At 60.1% G+C, this 17,617-nt stretch carries 16 protein-coding genes; 13 read left to right on the top strand and 3 right to left on the bottom strand.

All coding sequences use genetic code 11. The features are described 5' to 3' along the window. The first annotated feature begins 178 nt into the window (after positions 1-178). The 4 genes from OIL88_00485 to OIL88_00470 all read left to right on the top strand — a co-directional run bounded on the left by OIL88_00485 (position 179) and on the right by OIL88_00470 (position 6,537). Positions 179-1,159, top strand: coding sequence for an undecaprenyl-diphosphate phosphatase (locus tag OIL88_00485; protein HJI70868.1), 981 nt, complete (start codon positions 179-181; stop codon positions 1,157-1,159). A 333-nt stretch (positions 1,160-1,492) separates the two neighbouring features. Then, positions 1,493-4,393 (top strand): UvrD-helicase domain-containing protein, encoded by a 2,901-nt coding sequence (locus OIL88_00480; protein HJI70867.1) that lies wholly within the window; start codon positions 1,493-1,495, stop codon positions 4,391-4,393. Between the two features lie 450 nt (positions 4,394-4,843). Then, positions 4,844-5,782: a hypothetical protein gene (locus OIL88_00475; GenBank protein HJI70866.1), complete on the top strand. Its 939-nt coding sequence runs from the start codon at positions 4,844-4,846 to the stop codon at positions 5,780-5,782. Further along, on the top strand, positions 5,770-6,537 hold the full coding sequence (locus OIL88_00470) for a hypothetical protein (protein HJI70865.1): 768 nt from the start codon (positions 5,770-5,772) through the stop codon (positions 6,535-6,537). The genes OIL88_00475 and OIL88_00470 overlap by 13 nt, the downstream gene beginning before the upstream one ends. Positions 6,538-6,775: 238 nt before the next feature. Here OIL88_00470 and OIL88_00465 read toward each other — a convergent pair whose 3' ends face one another. Together OIL88_00465 and OIL88_00460 are read right to left on the bottom strand one after the other, a co-directional pair. Continuing rightward, a complete protein-coding gene (locus tag OIL88_00465) occupies positions 6,776-7,714 on the bottom strand; it encodes a class I mannose-6-phosphate isomerase (GenBank protein HJI70864.1) in 939 nt (312 codons plus the stop codon). Between the two features lie 66 nt (positions 7,715-7,780). After that, positions 7,781-8,500: a GntR family transcriptional regulator gene (locus tag OIL88_00460; protein HJI70863.1), complete on the bottom strand. Its 720-nt coding sequence runs from the start codon at positions 8,498-8,500 to the stop codon at positions 7,781-7,783. A 340-nt stretch (positions 8,501-8,840) separates the two neighbouring features. Between OIL88_00460 and OIL88_00455 the strand changes: the two genes are divergently transcribed. The 3 genes from OIL88_00455 to nhaA all read left to right on the top strand — a co-directional run bounded on the left by OIL88_00455 (position 8,841) and on the right by nhaA (position 12,510). Continuing rightward, entirely contained in the window at positions 8,841-9,794 is a 954-nt protein-coding gene (locus OIL88_00455; GenBank protein ID HJI70862.1) for an ROK family protein, read from the top strand. A gap of 166 nt (positions 9,795-9,960) precedes the next feature. Beyond that, entirely contained in the window at positions 9,961-10,884 is a 924-nt protein-coding gene (locus OIL88_00450; GenBank protein ID HJI70861.1) for a manganese-dependent inorganic pyrophosphatase, read from the top strand. A gap of 267 nt (positions 10,885-11,151) precedes the next feature. Beyond that, a complete protein-coding gene (gene nhaA / locus OIL88_00445) occupies positions 11,152-12,510 on the top strand; it encodes a Na+/H+ antiporter NhaA (GenBank protein ID HJI70860.1) in 1,359 nt (452 codons plus the stop codon). Positions 12,511-12,883: 373 nt separating this feature from the next. On the opposite strand, the gene OIL88_00440 is transcribed toward nhaA, so the two are convergent. Next, a complete protein-coding gene (locus tag OIL88_00440; protein ID HJI70859.1) occupies positions 12,884-13,138 on the bottom strand; it encodes a hypothetical protein in 255 nt (84 codons plus the stop codon). A 149-nt stretch (positions 13,139-13,287) separates the two neighbouring features. Here OIL88_00440 and OIL88_00435 point away from each other — a divergent pair, with 149 nt between their 5' ends. From OIL88_00435 to hypB, 6 genes are all read left to right on the top strand, one after another. Next, complete coding sequence (locus OIL88_00435) at positions 13,288-14,592, top strand: aminotransferase class I/II-fold pyridoxal phosphate-dependent enzyme (protein HJI70858.1); 1,305 nt, start codon at positions 13,288-13,290, stop codon at positions 14,590-14,592. A 51-nt stretch (positions 14,593-14,643) separates the two neighbouring features. Beyond that, a complete protein-coding gene (locus tag OIL88_00430; GenBank protein HJI70857.1) occupies positions 14,644-14,958 on the top strand; it encodes an STAS domain-containing protein in 315 nt (104 codons plus the stop codon). Positions 14,959-15,111: 153 nt separating this feature from the next. Continuing rightward, positions 15,112-15,684, top strand: coding sequence for a twin-arginine translocase TatA/TatE family subunit (locus OIL88_00425; GenBank protein HJI70856.1), 573 nt, complete (start codon positions 15,112-15,114; stop codon positions 15,682-15,684). Next, positions 15,684-16,478: a twin-arginine translocase subunit TatC gene (gene tatC / locus OIL88_00420; protein ID HJI70855.1), complete on the top strand. Its 795-nt coding sequence runs from the start codon at positions 15,684-15,686 to the stop codon at positions 16,476-16,478. Before OIL88_00425 ends, tatC begins: the two co-directional genes overlap by 1 nt. A gap of 6 nt (positions 16,479-16,484) precedes the next feature. Beyond that, complete coding sequence (gene hypA / locus OIL88_00415; GenBank protein ID HJI70854.1) at positions 16,485-16,841, top strand: hydrogenase maturation nickel metallochaperone HypA; 357 nt, start codon at positions 16,485-16,487, stop codon at positions 16,839-16,841. Between the two features lie 55 nt (positions 16,842-16,896). After that, positions 16,897-17,580: a hydrogenase nickel incorporation protein HypB gene (gene hypB / locus OIL88_00410; protein ID HJI70853.1), complete on the top strand. Its 684-nt coding sequence runs from the start codon at positions 16,897-16,899 to the stop codon at positions 17,578-17,580. Positions 17,581-17,617 lie beyond the last annotated feature (37 nt).

Here is a 17,617-nt window from a genome sequence, read left to right as displayed (position 1 = left end):
GGACACTTTATCTTGTTGCAGTTATACCCAAGGATTTGGGTTTGACCGCTCGCAATTCTGTGAACGGGCGAGTTTTTTGGTAAGGGTAGGCGCAGGCGCGCCGCCAACGGTTGATAATGGGACATCGCCCGCACCGTCCGCAGAACAATATCGGCGGGTGTCTAACGAGGGGGTCCCTTTGGATATCATCGAGCTTTTAAAATCTGCCTTCATGGGCCTGGTCGAGGGCATCACCGAATGGCTGCCTGTTTCGTCGACCGGTCACATGATCTTGGTGGACGAGTTCGTCAAGATGAACGTGAGCGAGACGTTCTGGAACATGTTCCTGGTCGTGATTCAGCTTGGCGCCATTTTGGCCGTCTGTGTGCTGTTCTTCCATGAGCTCAATCCGTTCTCGCCCAGCAAGGGCAAGGAGGGCCGTCGCGACACCTGGGTGCTGTGGGGCAAGATTGTGCTCGGTTGCATTCCTGCGGCGGCGATCGGCCTGCCGCTCAACGACTGGATGGAGGAGCATTTCTACAATGCTCCCGTCGTGGCGCTGGCGCTCATTGTGTACGGCGTGCTGTTTATCGTGATCGAGAACTGGCGCGCAAACAAGCGCGAGGAAATGGCCGTTGCCGGTTCGTTTGGTTCGCGTGCTGTGGTGTCGGGTGGACGTCCCGCCGGTGCACACTTTGCGGCGCCCGCGGCAGATGTTGCCGAGGACGATGACGATGACGAGGATCTGGACTTTGGTTCCATCACTACGCTCGAGGACCTAAGTTGGAAGACCGCACTGGGCATCGGATGCTTTCAGGTGCTCTCGCTGATTCCGGGCACGTCGCGCTCCGGTTCCACCATCATCGGCGGCCTGCTTTTGGGCTGCACGCGTTCGGTGGCGTCCAAGTTTACGTTCTTCCTTGCCATTCCCGTCATGTTTGGCGCGAGTGCGCTCAAGCTGGTCAAGTACTTCATCAAGGGCGGTACCTTTGGCGCCAACGAGATCGCCATCCTGGGCGTGGGCTGCGTTGTGGCCTTTGTGGTTTCGCTCATCGCCATTAAGTGGCTCATTGGCTTCGTCCGCCGTCACGACTTCAAGTGCTTCGGCGTCTACCGCATCATTCTGGGCATCGTGGTGCTTGCGTACTTCTTCGTCCTGGAGCCGATGCTCGGCCTCTAACTTAGTCGACGCTGCGCGGCGGTCAGGGCGACAACTTGTCATTCAAAGGGGGTGGCATGACCAAAAGGTCTATGCCGCCCCCTTTTCATGCCAATTTGTTCGCCCTGACCGTCGCTCGCTGCTGCTGCCATGACATCGGTGGTTTCGTGATTGTCAATAGATTGGTGCAAAGTAACCTGACCCCATTGCGCCAAATCCGCTGGGGCGGGCCTGACGGTGACGCACGGAGTCGTGGTGTGATTTGCGTCGGTGTCCGCGCGGCTCGGTATACTGGTACGGCTCAAACTATGGCGCCGCCCGCAGGCGCGCCGTCCGTCAGATGAGGAGTCGCCCATGACCCAGCCCTTGCCCTGGGAAAAGAATGCCGCGGTACCCGTGCCGCCCGCGCCGGAACCCGTGCCGCTCGATGCATACACCGCCCCCGCTGCGCCGGAGCCCGAGCTCGTCCCGCTCGACATCTACGACGCTCCCGCGCCGGCACCCAAACCCGCCAAGCCGCTCGTCGACATCGACAGCCTTAATTCCGCCCAGCGCGAGGCAGTTCTGACCACCGAGGGCCCGTTGCTGGTGCTTGCCGGCGCCGGCTCGGGCAAGACCCGCGTCTTGACCTTCCGCATCGCACATATGCTCGGCGACCTGGGCGTTAAGCCCTGGCAGGTCCTGGCCATCACGTTTACCAACAAGGCCGCGGCCGAGATGCGCGAGCGTCTGGCAGCGCTCATCCCCAGCGGCACCCGCGGCATGTGGGTGTGCACATTCCATGCCATGTGCGTGCGCATGCTGCGCGAGGACGCCGACCTGCTGGGCTACACCGGTCAGTTCACCATCTACGACGACGATGACTCAAAGCGCATGGTGCGCGACATTATGCAGGCGCTCGGTATCGAGCAAAAGCAGTTCCCCATCAACATGATCCGCAGCAAGATTAGCTCGGCTAAAAACGCCATGATCGGGCCCGAGGACATGCTCAAGTCCGCCGATAGCCCCAACGACAAAAAGGCCGCGCAGGTCTACCTGGAGCTGGAGCGCCGCCTGCGCGCCGCTAACGCGATGGACTTCGACGACCTGCTTGTGCGCACGCTCGAGCTGCTGCGCACCCGCCCCGAGGTACTCGACAAGTACCAAGAGCGCTTCCGCTACATTAGCGTCGATGAGTATCAGGACACCAACCACGTCCAGTACGAGATCGCCAACCTGCTGGCCGCCAAGTACCAAAACCTCATGGTCGTGGGCGACGATGACCAGTCCATTTACAGCTGGCGTGGCGCCGACATCACCAATATCCTGGACTTTGAGAAGGACTTTAAAAACTGCAAGACCGTCAAGCTGGAGCAGAACTACCGCTCCACGGGCCATATCCTGAGCGCCGCCAACGCCGTGGTGCGTCATAACTCGCAGCGCAAAGAAAAGCGCCTGTTTACGGCCGAGGGCGACGGCGAGAAGATCCAGGCCTTCCAGGCAAGCGATGAGCGCGACGAGGGCCGCTGGATTGCCGGCGAGATCGAGAAGCTGCATGCCAAGGGTACGAGCTACGACGATATCGCCGTGTTCTACCGCACCAACGCCCAGTCGCGTATCCTCGAAGATATGTTCCTGCGCGCGGGCGTGCCCTACAAGATCGTTGGCGGCACGCGATTCTTCGACCGCGCCGAGATTCGCGATGTCATGGCCTACCTCAAGATGATCGTGAACCCGGCAGACGAGATGAGCGTCAAGCGCGTCATCAACACGCCGCGCCGCGGCATCGGCTCCACCTCGATCCAAAAGATCGAGCAGCTGGCGCGCGGCAACCGCTGCTCGTTCTTCCAGGCCTGCGAGATCGCAACAGCCGAGACGGGCATGTTTAGTGCCAAGGTGCGCAACGGCCTGTCGAGTTTTGTGGCGCTGGTGCGCGAGGGCCGCCGCATGGACGGCGAGCTCAAGGACGTCGTCGAGATGATTGTCGATAAGACGGGCCTGCTGCAGGCGTTTCGCGCCGAGGGCACCATGGAGTCCGAGAGCCGCGCCGAGAACATCCAGGAATTCCTGGGCGTCGCCGCCGAATTTGAGGAGACGCACGAGGATATCGAGGGTACGCTCGAGAGCTTGGAAGAGCTGCGCGCGGCCGGTGTTGCCGACGTGCCTGCCGGCGCCGAGTCCGAGCCCGTCGTGGTGAGTGCGCCCGCGCCCGAGCCGGGACCGTCCGCTCCGGCATCCTCGTTTGAGGCACTCGTCGGCGCGCGCGATGCCGCAGGTTCCAATCCGCTCGATAACCTAGCCGCCCCGGCGCTCTCGCCGCAGGATGCCTTGGCCGCCGCCATCGCGGGCAACGCGTATGCCGCGCCGACGGAGATGCCGGCGGGTGCCGTGCATGCCGACGAGATCGAGCGCACCTACGGTCCGCTCACCTGTAAGGCGCTGCCGGCACTCATGGAGTGGCTGGCCCTGCGCTCCGACTTGGATTCCCTGGCCGGCGAGACGCATGCCATTACCATGATGACCATCCACTCCGCCAAGGGCCTGGAGTTCCCGGCGGTGTTCGTGGCCGGCATGGAGGAGGGTATCTTCCCGCACGTGCACGACTTTGGCGACAGCGATGACCCGGGCAAGCTCGAGGAGGAGCGTCGCCTGGCCTACGTTGCCATCACGCGTGCCCGTAAGCGCCTGTTCCTGACCTATGCGGCCACGCGTCGCACCTACGGCTCGACCTCTGCCAACCCGCGCTCTCGCTTCCTCAACGAGATTCCGTTTGAGGATATCGAGTTTAGCGGTATCGGTTCTGCCGGTTTCGAGGGCACGGGCTGGGAGAAGCGCGGCGACCGTCACGGCACCTTTGGCTCGGGCATGGGCTCGGATATGTATGGCGGCAAGGTGTTCGGTTCGCATACGCGCTCGACCGGCGGTTTCGGTTCGCGCGGCGGATCGAGCTTCGACGATTTCTTTGGTGGCAGCACCTATGGCACCGAGCGCCATCGCGGGGTTTCGCCCGACGCCGGCCGTGTTGCCTCGACCTTTGGTTCGGGCGCGCCGCGAGCTAAAAAGCCGTCGTCCAAGGTGTCGCCGACGGTGGAGCGCAAGGTCGATCGCGCCAGCGCGTCGCAGGACTTTGCCGCGGGCGATACCGTGAGCCACAAGACCTTTGGCACCGGTACCGTGATCTCGATCGCCGGAGACATGATCGAGGTCCAATTCGAAAAGACCGGCCAGACCAAAAAGCTCATGAAGGGCTTTGCGCCGATCGTCAAGCTGTCGTAATCTCGGCGGCCCCGGACAGGCGCCATGGACAACGTCGCCTGCTCGGACAGTCCTGCTCGCGCGGAGAGCACATTAAGTGCTCTCCGGCTCGTGCGGAACTCGCGATCGACGTTGTCCATGGCGCCTGTCCGGGGCCTTGGGTAACGTTGCTTGCGAGCGTCGCTCTGCTCGGTCGCTTTTTGGTCTGGAGAGCCGGGTGGGCTGAATAATTAGACATGGCAAGGGGCTCCCCCGTTGATGAGCGGGAGTGCCCCTTGTTGCGTTTGGGTTGTTACCTTGTGGTTTTGGTGATTGAACGTTTTATACTGTTCAGTATAATTTTAGATAGTAACTAAAACGTTGGTGAAATGAAAATGGTGATAGGGAGTGTTAATATCCTGTCCCCCGAAACGCATCTTCTCCTTAGAGCTCGCTATCGATCCAAGGCCGGTAGAGGTGCAGATTCCCCGTATGTATCTCGAGCGGTTTTCGCTTCATTTGGCGCAGCTTGGCACGTCTGAGCAAGGTGGCTTTATTGTTGCCGAGCCAAAAGAGCTGCCCAGTGTTATTTCGGCACGAAACATTGTTGATGCCGTGCGCAAGGTCGATGCTCGTCCGGTGGCAATTTGCTGGGATGCCATGGATTTGGGCTTTATGCATGCGCTGGCTTCGGAGGGAATTGCATATATTCGAGATGGGCAGAATGCGTTTCTGCCGTTTATGGGTGCCTTCATTTCTGATGAGATACTGAACGCTCCCTCTGCAGCCCCGCTTTCACCCCAATCCCAGCGAGTCGTATTAAATTACATTGCAGGGCGATGGGTTGACTGTTCTGCCGGCGACCTGGCGCGCCTGTGTGGTAAAAGCGCGGCGAGCGTAAGCAACTATCTTTCAGAAATTGCCGCTATAGCTCCTGGATTGATTGTGCGGGATGGCAAAAAGCGTATATTGCACGACACCGGGTTGTCGACCGAGACGTTGCTAGACGGGTTTGAGGACTACCTTCGCTCGCCAGTTATAGAACGCATCCGGCTTAAGGAGGCAGTCGATAGGGTAGATTTGCGGGCCGTTGATGCGCTGCTTTCCGGCGTGTCTGCCCTTAGCTATATGTCCGACCTTGCTCATGATGGCTCTGCCCCAACCATTGCTCTCGAAAAGTATCAGCTAGAGGCCTTAAAAGAGCGTATGGGTGACAGATGGCTGGAGGCCCAGTGGTACGAATCGCCTGCTATCGAGATTGAGGTTTGGTCGTATCCCGTGGACGAGCCGTCCGATGTTAGCTTTGACACCGCGGGCCTGCAATGCGTTGACCCGTTTTCCTTATATGTTGCCTGCGCGAAAGCAGACTACAAAGACGACCGCCTGCTCGATGCGGTCGAACAGCTCAGGAGGACGATATGCCAAAAGTAAGGGGAATAGAGCGATTTGCCGCTGCCATGAGCAATTGCGAGGGCGGCTATGTCCTTATTGGCGGAGGAGCCTGCAGCGTTCTATTTGACAGCGAAGGTGATTCATTTAGGGCTACCGAAGATTTGGATGTTGTTGTAATTGTTGATGGAAATAGCATCGAATTTGCCACTGCATTTTGGACATTTATCAAAATCGCTGGATACGAGATTGGAAAAGGCGGCGATGGAAAGTGTACTTACTATCGATTCCGTTTACCCGAAGGATCAAGGCAGGCCTTAGATTATCCCGGCCAAATCGAGTTGTTTGCCCGGCATCCAGACTTTACGCTTGAAGATGAAACGAGCGAAGTGGCTCCTCTATCCTTTGACGGAGCGATATCGAGTCTCTCTGCCATTATTCTCGATGATGGCTACTATGAGTTTATTCGTGATAACGCAACGAACGTAGGGGGCGTCACGTTGCTCGATGCACTCCATATCATTCCCCTTAAGATGCGTGCGCACATCGATATCAACAGAAGTTATGAGGAAGGACGTCGTTGCAATAGCATTGATCGACGAAAGCATCGTTCGGATGTTGCTCGGCTTGCCGGTTTGTTGCCGCCTTCGGCTCGTTTGGAGCTAACAGAGCAAATGAGGATTGACGCAGAGGATTTTTTTGCGGACTTTTCTTCTTATGTAGATCGGCAGACCAACCGTAAGGAAAGGACACGACTTCAGGACACGTTATCGTTTCTGGAGAGGGTCTATTTGTAGGCGTCGTGATTCGTTATATATGGCAAGGGGCTCTCCCGTTTGATGGGCGGGGGAGCCCCTTGTTGCTTTTTGATTGTCGTAACTAGCCAGAGGCTCGCCGGGACGGGCGCAGGGTTTGGCCGATCGCGAGTTCCGCACGAGCCGGAGAGCACTTAATGTGCTCTCCGTGCGAGCAGGACTGCCCGAGCAGGCGACCAATCCCCGCGCCCGTCCCGGCGAGCGCTCGGGGATCGATGACTTACAGGTGCGAGACGATCAGTTCCATCTTGCCTTCGAGGTCGATGGAGGTGACGGTGCTGGGGGCCAGCAGGTGGCTTCCCTTGTGGACGGGGTCGCCGCAGACGGTGCCTTTGCCGTCGATGATCGACAGGCACATGAAGGGCCAGCGCTGCTCCAGGGTCTTGCTGCCGTCGACGCGCACGCGGTCGACGGTGTAGCAGGGGTTGGACTCGAGCTCGGTCACGCCGTCGACCTCGGGTGCGGTCACGGTGCCGTCGGTCGGGGCCTGCGCGTTAAAGTTGATGCAGTCCAGGCTCTGCTCAATGTGCAGCGGGCGCAGTTTGCCGTCGGTGCCCGGGCGGTCGTAGTCGTACAGGCGATACGTCACGTCGCTCGACTGCTGCGTCTCAAGAATCAGTGTGCCGGTCTTGATGGCGTGCACGGTGCCGGAGTCGATCTGGAAAAAGTCGCCCTTGTGAATCGGCAGCACGTTGAGCATGTCGTCCCAGCGGCCGTCCTCGATCATACGCGCGGCCTCGGCACGGTCCTTGGCACGCTGGCCGACGATGATCGTGGCGCCGGGCTCGCAGTCCAGTACATACCAGCACTCGGTTTTGCCCAGGCTGCCGTTCTCGTGCTCGGCGGCGTACTCGTCATTGGGATGGATCTGGATCGAAAGGTCGTCCTTGGCGTCTAGAATCTTAATGAGCAGCGGGAACTCCTTGCCCTCGCAGTTACCAAAGAGCTCGCGGTGCTCGGCCCACAGCCACGAAAGCGTGTGACCGGCGTACGGGCCCTCCGCGATCTGGCAGTCGCCGTTGGGGTGGGCCGAGATAGCCCAACACTCACCGATGGGACCCTCGGGAATGTCGTAACCAAATACGGTTTCGAGCTGGCGGCCGCCCCAGATCTTCTCGTGGAAGATCGGCGTGAGTTTAATCAAATCGGACATGTGCATACTCCCATAAGGTTGTGCGGGTGCCGCGTAAGACAGCTCAAAACGAGCACCCGCCGGATTGCAAAACTAGGCCAGCGTTACGTTGTGTAGCTCAAAGCGGTCGCCTACGTTGTGCGAGATAGAATATTCAAACGCGGTGCCGCTATCCAAGAAGCCAATCTGGTTGAGTTCGAGCAGGGGAGAGCCGGGTTTGGTATCCAGGCGCTCAGCCTCTTCCTCAGTTGCCGCGACGGCGCGAATGGTGCGGTGGAAACTCGAGATCTTGAGTCCGCACTGCTCGCGGATGAAGCTGTAGACCGACGCGTACAGGTCTTTTTTCTTAAGACCCGGAATCAGCTCGAGTGGCATATAGGTGTACTCGATAACGATGGGCTGACCATCGACCTCGCGTACGCGCACGATGTGATAGGCAAAGTCGTCTTCGGCCATTCCCAGCTGGGTCGCAACCTCTGCCGGCGGATTGACGATCGAGAAATCGTAGACCACCGAGGTCACCTTCTCCCCGCGGTGCTCATGCGAAAAACCCTGGGCGCGGTCATTTTTGCCCTGGAAAAATGCCTGGTCGGGGAGACCCGCCGTGTCCTTAACGTAGGTGCCCGACCCGCGCCGGCTGGTGACAAGGCCCTCCTCGGTGATCTGCTCGATAGCTCGTTTGACGGTGATTTTGGAAACGCTATAGAGCTCGCAGAACTCAACGACGGTGGGTAGCTTGTCGCCCGGCTTAAGGGAGCCGTCCTCGATGCTTCGACGGATATCTGCAGCTATCGCCTCGTATTTGGGAATCATGGAACCTCCTTTCCGGCTTGATTGAGTACAGAAGAAAGTATAGTCAACACCTAAGCATCCCTATTGCGTTTTTGAAAAGTTCGAGAAAGGTTTAATTAAAAAACGCTTCTCTTTAAAAACTAGAGCGCTCTAAATGAATATGCATTCGAATAATGTGGTATTGAGCAAATTGATCGACTCGAGGATGGGGTTGAGCCGTTTTACCGCCCAACGAACCAAATACCATGCCCTGCGTTTTCACAGATAAAACCTGCCAAAACAAACCTGTCCCTTTTTGGCAGGTTTTTGCCTTGGGAGCGGTACCATACAGGCAATGTTTAAACGAGAAAGGCGGGCTCCCATGGAACCTAAGCAGTATTACATCGGCATCGACGTCGGCGGCACTTCGGTTAAGGAGGGCCTGTTCGACGAGGATGGTAACCTGCTGGCCAAGGCCAGCGTGCCCACGCCGCCTATCGTTGACGCCGCGGGCTTTGCCGCGGTGACCGAGGCTATCGACCAGGTGGTCGCCAAGGCCCAGATTCCGCGCGCCTTTGTGGCGGGTATTGGCCTGGCCGTTCCGTGCCCCATCCCGGCATCGGGCGATGCCAAGGTCAAGGCCAACATTGCCATTAACCTGCCCGAGCTAAGAGTCGCCATTCAGGAGCACTGCCCCGACGCGGTTGTTAAATACGAGAACGATGCCAACGCCGCTGCCATGGGCGAGGCCTGGCTCGGCTCTGCCAAGGGCGTACAGAACGTGGTGATGGTCACCATTGGTACCGGCGTGGGTGGCGGCGTTATCGTCAACGGCGACGTGGTGTCGGGCGTTGTGGGCGCCGGCGGCGAGATTGGCCACATGTGCCTGAACCCGGCTGAGGAGCGCACCTGCGGCTGTGGCGGCCATGGCCATCTGGAGCAGTATTCCAGCGCCACCGGCGTGGTGAGTAACTACCTTGCCGAGTGCAAGAAGGCGGGCGTCGAGCCCATCGAGCTCACCGGGCCTTCTGATTCCAAGGACGTGTTCCAGGCCTGCCGCGAGGGTGACAAGCTCGCGCTGGCAGCTGCCGATACCATGGCCGACTATCTCGGCCGCGCCCTGGCGCTTATTGCCAACGTGGTCGATCCCGAGATGTTCCTGATCGGCGGCGGTGCTTCCGCTTCGGCCGATGTCTACCTCGACAAGGTCCGCGAGCACTTTAAGCAGTACGCGCTCTCCGCCTCGCGCGAGACGCCCATTAAGGTCGCTTCGCTCGGCAACGACGCCGGCATCATCGGTGCCGCTTACGTAGCCCTGCGCGCCGCCGGCAAATAGCTGGTGCAAGGGGGCCAGGTTACTTTGCACCAACATGGTGCAAAAGGGACAGCCTTGGCCTCCATGCCTGCCCCAAAATATGCCGTAGCCCTTCCGTCTGCGAAGGCTCGGCATCGGCGTGCTACCATAGCTACGTCCAAGTACACATATCAAGTGGAGGATATCCATGGCAAACGTTCTTGTCTTTGGCCACCAGAACCCCGATAACGACGCCATTATGAGCGCCGTCGTCCTGTCCCAGCTGCTCAACCAGGTTGAGTATGCCGGCAACACCTACGAGGCCTGCGCCCTTGGTCAGCTTCCGGCCGAGTCCGCCAAGCTGCTCGCCGACGCCGGCATCGCCGAGCCCCGCGTGATCGAGTCCGTCGAGGCCGGTCAGCTCGTCGTCCTCACCGACCACAACGAGTCTGCCCAGTCCGTCGCCGGCCTTAAGGACGCCACGGTCTTTGGCGTTGTCGATCATCACCGCATCGGCGACTTCGAGACCGCCGGCCCGCTGCACTACATCTGCCTGCCCTGGGGCTCCAGCTGCACCATCGTCACCAAGCTCGCCGACGTGCTCGGCGTTGAGCTTTCCGACGTCCAGGCCAAGCTGCTGCTCTCGGCCATGATGACCGACACGCTCATGCTCAAGAGCCCCACCACCACCGATGTCGACCGCGCCGTCGCCGCCAAGCTCGGCGAGCAGGTGGGCGTCGACCCGGTCAAGTTTGGCATGGAGGTCTTCCTCACCCGTCCGTCCGGCTCCTTCACCGCAGTCGAGATGGTCGGCAACGACATCAAGATGTTCGAGCCCGCTGGCAAGAAGCTGCTCATCGGCCAGTACGAGACCGTCGACAAGACCCGCGCACTCGGCATGATCGACGAGATCCGCGAGGCCATGCGCGCCTACGCCGCCGAGAAGGGTGCCGACGGTATTGTCCTGTGCATCACCGACATCATGGAGGAGGGCTCGCAGGTCCTGCTCGAGGGCGAGACCGAGGCCGCTCAGAAGGGCCTGGGCATTGCCGATGAGCACGACGGCGTCTGGATGCCGGGCGTCCTCTCCCGTAAGAAGCAGGTCGCTGCCCCCATCATGGCTGCCTGCTAGGTTTAGTTGACCGAACGCCACGACCGGATCGCGGACGCCCCGCGCTCCGGTCGTTTTTTGTGCACGGCGCCGCGTCGTCTCCCGGACAGGCGCGCCCGTGCCGTTGAGCAAATAATGTTCAACCTGTGGTTCCGCTTTTCGGCCACGCCTGCGTGCTTGTCGTGCAGGGTAGGCTAGATGCAAGCGTAATACGATAGAGCGCGGCGCCGCCACTTGGGCGGGCCGTGCTTTTTTAAGACGGGAACTTTCCCGTGAAAGGAGCCGCCCATGGCAGCAACTGAGCAGCTGTTCAACGTTCGTGAGCGCAAGCGCTTTGAACGTCACGACATTTGGGAGCGCATTGCCGAGAACGGCACCATTTCTGCCGCCGTCATGGTGATCGCCGCCATCGCCGCCGTCATCTGCGCCAATACCGATGCCTACGAGGCCATCCATCACTTTTTGGAGACCCCGCTGTATGTGGGTCTGGGCAACCTTACGGCCGGTCTCACCGTTGAGCTTTTCGTCAACGACTTCCTCATGGCGATTTTCTTTTTGTTGGTGGGCATCGAGCTTAAGTACGAGATGACGGTCGGTGAGCTCAAGAATCCGCGTCAGGCCATGCTTCCCATGCTGGCGGCCGTGGGCGGCGTTGTCGTTCCCGCTTGCATCTACCTGATCTTTAACCATGCCGGCGCCCGCAACGGTTGGGCCATCCCCATGGCAACCGATATTGCCTTTGCGCTGGGCGTGCTGTCGCTTTTGGGCAACCGCGTTCCCAACGGCGTGCGCGTGTTCTTCTCGACGCTCGCTATCGCCGACGACCTGATCTCCATCGCCGCCATCGCCATCTTCTACGGTCAGAGCCCCAATCCGTTTTGGTTGGGCGCCGCCGCGCTTGTGACCTGCGCGCTCGTGTGGCTCAACAAGACGCAGCATTACCGCCTTGCCCCGTATTCGGTACTGGGGCTGCTGTTGTGGTTCTGCATGTTCAAGAGCGGCGTACATGCCACGCTTGCTGGCGTCATCCTGGCCTTCACCATTCCGGCCAAGTGCGGCGTCAAGCTCGATAGTCTCACCGATTGGCTGGGCGAGTGCCTACCGCTGCTCGATGACCGCTACGACGACGAGGCGCACATCTTGGGCCAGCATGACTTTACCGTCTCGACCACCAGGGTCGAGCGCGTCATGCACCGCGTGACCCCGCCGCTCATCCGCATGGAGCGTCTGATCTCCACGCCGGTCAACTTTGTGATTCTGCCGATCTTTGCGTTCGTGAACGCACAGGTTCGCCTGGTGGGCGTGGACATGAGCACGCTGCTCACCGACCCGGTGACGCTCGGCGTGTACTTTGGCATGCTGCTGGGCAAGCCGATCGGTATCTTTGGCATGACGTTTGCCTTGGTTAAGCTTAAGGCCTGCGAGCTGCCGCACAATGTCAACTGGCACATGATTGCCGGCGTGGGCATTCTGGGCGGTATCGGCTTTACCATGTCGATTCTCATCAGCGGCCTTGCCTTCCCGACGGCCCAGTTTGAGGTTCTGGCCGCAAAGGCCGCCATTCTTGCCGGCTCTGTCACCGCGGCCGTGCTGGGCATGATCTATATGAGCGTGGTCTGCAAGCATCCCGCGCCCAAAGACGAGTAAGAGCGCGAAAACCGGCTCCAGAACCGATTCGGGCGCGTTCAAAATGCGGATTCGGGCGGTGCTTGCCGCCTGCCAGACACGCCAGTGGTCAAAAAACGCCGTTTGTGAGTACTGTCACAAACGGCGTATCATTTTAGGTGCGGAAAATAATGAACAAGGTTATAAGAACTGTACGTTAATGAGTGACCATCGACTTCCAATTTGGCGCTAGCTGACGGTGATTAGGAAGTTTCAAGTCGAGTTTTGCCGATTTCGACCAAGAATCGCTGCTACTAAAAAGGTAACAGTACTCATATTTGCCCTTTTTTGGCCACAAGCCCTAAAACAAGCCTCGCCAAGGTTGGGAAGCGGGCCAAATCGCCGGCCTCGAGGCTTATTCCACCGTTCCGTAGACGGCGCCCCAGCCGTGGGCGGCTAGGGCCGAGTTAAGCTGGTCGCAAAGCGACTGGCGGTCGTAGTAGCCGGGCGGCAAAAGGTTCACGATCTCCATGAGGTCGGGCGCCAGGTCCAAGATTTCGGCCTGTACGATCAGATCCAGGCGGTCGATGGCGTGGCGGTCGTAAAACAGTCCGTCGACCAGGCGCTGCAAGTCGCCGAATTCCTCGGCCTGAAACGATCCGTACTCCATAGTGCCTCCTTGGGCGCCCCACGCTGGCATGCGCGGCGATTCGTAATTGATTGCGATGAACTTAATCTATCACGGCTTCATAACGTTGCGACGATGGCGGTCTATACTTAGACGAACTGCAACGTACCGCTTCGCGAAAGGTCGCACCCATGCAGACGATCTACCAGAAGATGGAAACCACCGAACTCGATGCCGCCATCGAGGCGCTCAAAGCCGAGGTCGCCGAGGTCAAGGCCAAGGGCCTGGCGCTCGACATGGCCCGCGGCAAGCCGTCGCCCTCCCAGGTGGACATCTCTCGACCCATGCTCGATATCCTCAATGCCGATGCCGATCTGCACGACGGCAACGTTGACTGTTCCAACTACGGCTGCTTTGAGGGCATTCCCTCGGCACGCAAGCTGGCGGGGGAGTTCCTGGGTTGCCCTGCCGAGCAGACGCTCGTACTGGGCTCGTCGAGCCTGCTGATCGAGCACGATATCGCCGGTATGTTCTGGCGCTGTGGCTCGTGCGGCAGCGAGCCCTGGGACGCCTACGAGGCCGCGCACGACGGCAAGAAGGTCAAGTTCCTGTGCCCCGTTCCCGGCTACGATCGCCACTTTGGCATCACCGCCGATCTGGGTATCGAGAATGTCCCCGTTGCGATGACCGACAACGGCCCCGACATGGACGAGGTCGAGCGCCTGGTTGCTGCCGACGACTCCATCAAGGGTATCTGGTGCGTGCCCAAGTATTCCAACCCCACGGGCATCACCTTTAGCGAGGACACCGTGCGCCGCCTAGTCGAGATGCCCACGGCCGCGCCCGATTTTCGCATCTTCTGGGACAACGCCTACTGCGTGCACGACCTGTACGACGAGACCGACGAGCTCGCAAACATCTTTGACCTCGCTCGCACGGCGGGCACCGAGGACCGTGTGGTGGCCTTTGCCTCGACGTCCAAAATCACCTTCCCGGGCGCCGGCATCGGCTTTATCGGCGCGAGCCCCGCGGTCATCGCCGAGTTCTCCAAGCGTCTGAAGGCCGGCCTGATCAGCGCCGACAAGCTCAACCAGCTGCGCCATGTAAGTTTCCTTCCCACCATCGAGGCGGTTAAGGAGCACATGAAAAAGCATGCCGAGTTCCTGCGCCCGCGCTTTGAGGCCGTCGAGCGCAAGCTCACCGAGGGCCTGGGCGACACGGGCTGTGCCACCTGGACGCATCCCCGCGGCGGTTACTTTGTGAGCTTCGATGGTCCCGAGGGCTCGGCCCAGAAGGTCGCCGCGCTTTGCGCCGAACTGGGCGTCAAGCTCACGCCGGCCGGTGCCACTTGGCCCTATGGCAAGGACCCGCGCGACACTAACATCCGCATCGCACCGAGCTATCCCACGGTCGAGGACCTGGAGGCCGCGCTCGACGTGCTGGTGCTGGCCGTCAAGCTCGTCGCTGCCGAGCTCGCGCGTGCCGAGCGCGCCTAACGCGCGACTTCCCGTACTATCCGCACTTTCGATACGTAAAGGAGCGTATACATGGATTTGGGTATTTCCACCAACCCCACGCCAGAGCTCTACACCATTAAGGTAACCGGCGAGATCGATATCTCTAACGCCGATAGCCTGCGCAATGCCATCGACCTGGCGCTCGAGCAGCCCACTGAGGCCGTTGAGCTCGATTTCGCCCAGGTGAGCTACATCGATTCGACGGGCATTGGCGTGCTCGTGGGCGCCGCGCACCACGCGGTCGACCACGGCAAGCGCTTTAGCTGCACCAATGTGCAGCCTCCGGTGATGCGCGTGGTTCAGCTGTTGGGTGTTGACCAGGAGATTTCGATCACCGCTGCATAATTTTTGCCCCCAAAAGGGCGTGCCGTTTGGCATATGTTTATGATGCGCTCGGACGTTTTGGCGTCCGGGCGCTATACTTGACCGAATGAATAGACGAGTTCCGGCCGAATGGCGCGGTGCGGGCTCGACTCACATCGAGCCTTGGAGGTATGTGTGTTTGGTATTGGAGAGGGTGAGCTCGCGATCATCGTGGTCTTCGGCTTTTTGCTGTTTGGCCCGGATAAGCTCCCGCAGATGGGCCGCACGATCGGCCGTGCCATCCGTCAGTTCCGCGAGACGCAGGAAAAGATGACGGCCGTTGTTCAGTCCGAGATTATCGATCCGGTGAGCGAGGCCGCGTCGGCCCCGGTCAAGCCCAAGAAGGCCGCTGCTGTCGACGATGATTCCGATGCGGACGAGGATGCTGCCGAGACGGCAGCGCCCGCCAAGAAGGAGACCTTTGCCGAGCGTCGCGCCCGTCTTGCTGCCGAGAAGGTCGCAAGTGAGGGTGCCACCGAGGTCGAAGGTATTGCCGAGGAGGCCGAGGGTGCAGAGCCTGCCGTTGCTGCTGATGCCGTCGAGCCCGAGTCTGCTGCAGAGCCCGAGCCCGAGCCGGCAGAGCCCACGACGGCTGACCTCTACGCCCGTCGTCCCCGCAAGCGCAAGGCCGTCGTCGACCAGCTCGCCCGCGAGCTCGAGGCCGAGGACGATGCCGCTGCCGATGCCCCGAAGGGAGGCGATGAGTAATGCCTATTGGACCTGCGCGAATGCCGCTCTTCGATCACCTGGGAGAGCTCCGTCGCCGCCTGACCATCGTGGTCGTGTCGGTGTTTGCCGCCGCTATCGTGCTGTATTTCGCCACACCCGTGGTGCTCGACATCTTGGAAGACCCCATCCGCTCCTTTGTGCCGGATGGTAAGTTCTACATCACCACCACGCTCGGCGGTTTTGGCCTGCGCTTCTCGCTGGCCATCAAGATGGCCGTGGTCATGTGCACGCCCATGATCATCTGGCAGATCCTGGCATTTTTCCTGCCGGCACTGCGCCCCAACGAGCGCAAGTGGGTTGTGCCCACGGTGCTCGCCTCGACGGTGCTGTTCTTCCTGGGTGCCATCTTCTGCTACTTCATCATCATCCCGGCGGGCTTTGAGTGGCTCATCGGCGAGACCTCGGCCGTCGCCACGGCGCTGCCCGACCTGGAGAACTACGTCAACATGGAGCTGCTCTTTATGATCGGCTTTGGCGTGGCGTTTGAGCTGCCGCTCATCATCTTCTACCTGTCCGTCTTCCACATCGTGTCCTACGCGGCCTTCCGCAGTGCCTGGCGCTACGTGTACGTAGGCCTGCTCGTGGGTTCGGCTGTGATCACGCCCGACGGCTCGCCTGTCACCCTGGGCCTTATGTACGGCGCCCTGCTTTCGCTCTACGAGATTTCGCTTGCTATCGCGCGCGTGGTCATTACCGCGCGCGAGGGCAAGGAGGGCCTGTTCGTGAGCCGTCTGGACCTGTTTTCGGACGACGAAGAGGATAGCGAGGAGTAAATCGGTATGCACGAGGTTGGCATTGTCAACGGCATACTCGATACAGTGATTCGCGCGGCGCGTGGGGCGGGGGCCTCGCGCGCCGTTTTGGTAACGCTGCGTATCGGGGATATGACCGAAGTTGTGCGCGAGGCGCTCGACTTTGCGTGGGAGACATTTCGCGACGAGGACCCGCTCACGAAGGGCTGCGAGCTTGCCGTGGAGGAAGTCCATCCACAAAGCGAGTGTCTGGACTGCGGTGAGGTCTTTGAGCACGACCGCTTCCATTGCCGTTGCCCCCAGTGCGGCGGCGCCAACGTGCGCCTACTGCACGGCCGCGAGCTCGATATCGCGAGTATCGAAATCGAAACCCCCGACGATTAGCCCGCCAGCCACCTGGGGACGGGGTATAAAGGGGCCAAAGTAAGGAGTGCCGAGTATGGCTGAGAAAACGATTGATATCGCATCGCCGATTCTGTCGCGCAATGAGCGCCTGGCAGATCAGCTACGTCAGCGATTTAAAGAGACGGGCACCTATGTGATCAATGTGCTGTCGAGCCCCGGTTCGGGCAAGACCACCACGATTTTGGGCACCAACGAGCGCCTGCGCGACAAGGCGGGCCTGCGTTGCGCCGTCATCGAGGGCGATATCGCCTCGGACGTCGACGCCATTACCATGAAGGAAGCCGGCATGCCCGCCATCCAGATCAACACGGGCGGCCTGTGCCACCTCGAGGGCAACATGATCATGGAGGCCGTCGACGCGTTCGACCAGGCAGTGGGCCTTCAAAACATCGATGTTATCTTTATCGAAAACGTGGGTAACCTGGTCTGCTCAGTCGACTTTGACCTGGGCGAAAACCTGTCCATCATGATTCTCTCGGTGCCCGAGGGCGACGACAAGCCCATCAAGTACCCGGGCATCTTCCAGCACGCCGGCGCGCAGCTGCTCAACAAGGTCGATGTGGCCCCGGCTTTCGATTTTGACATGGATAGGTATACTAAGACACTCGATGACCTCAATCCGCAGGCGCCGCGGTTTTCCGTCAGCGCGCGCAAGGGCGAGGGCATGGATGCCTGGTGCGATTGGCTCATCGGGCAGATCGAGCAAGCAAGGGCGTAAGTCGGCCGCCAAAAAGGCGGGCGTAGCCGCAGAGACA

This window comes from Coriobacteriaceae bacterium, assembly GCA_025992855.1.
GTDB lineage: Bacteria > Actinomycetota > Coriobacteriia > Coriobacteriales > Coriobacteriaceae > Collinsella.
This window is presented reverse-complemented; position numbering and strand designations above follow the sequence as displayed.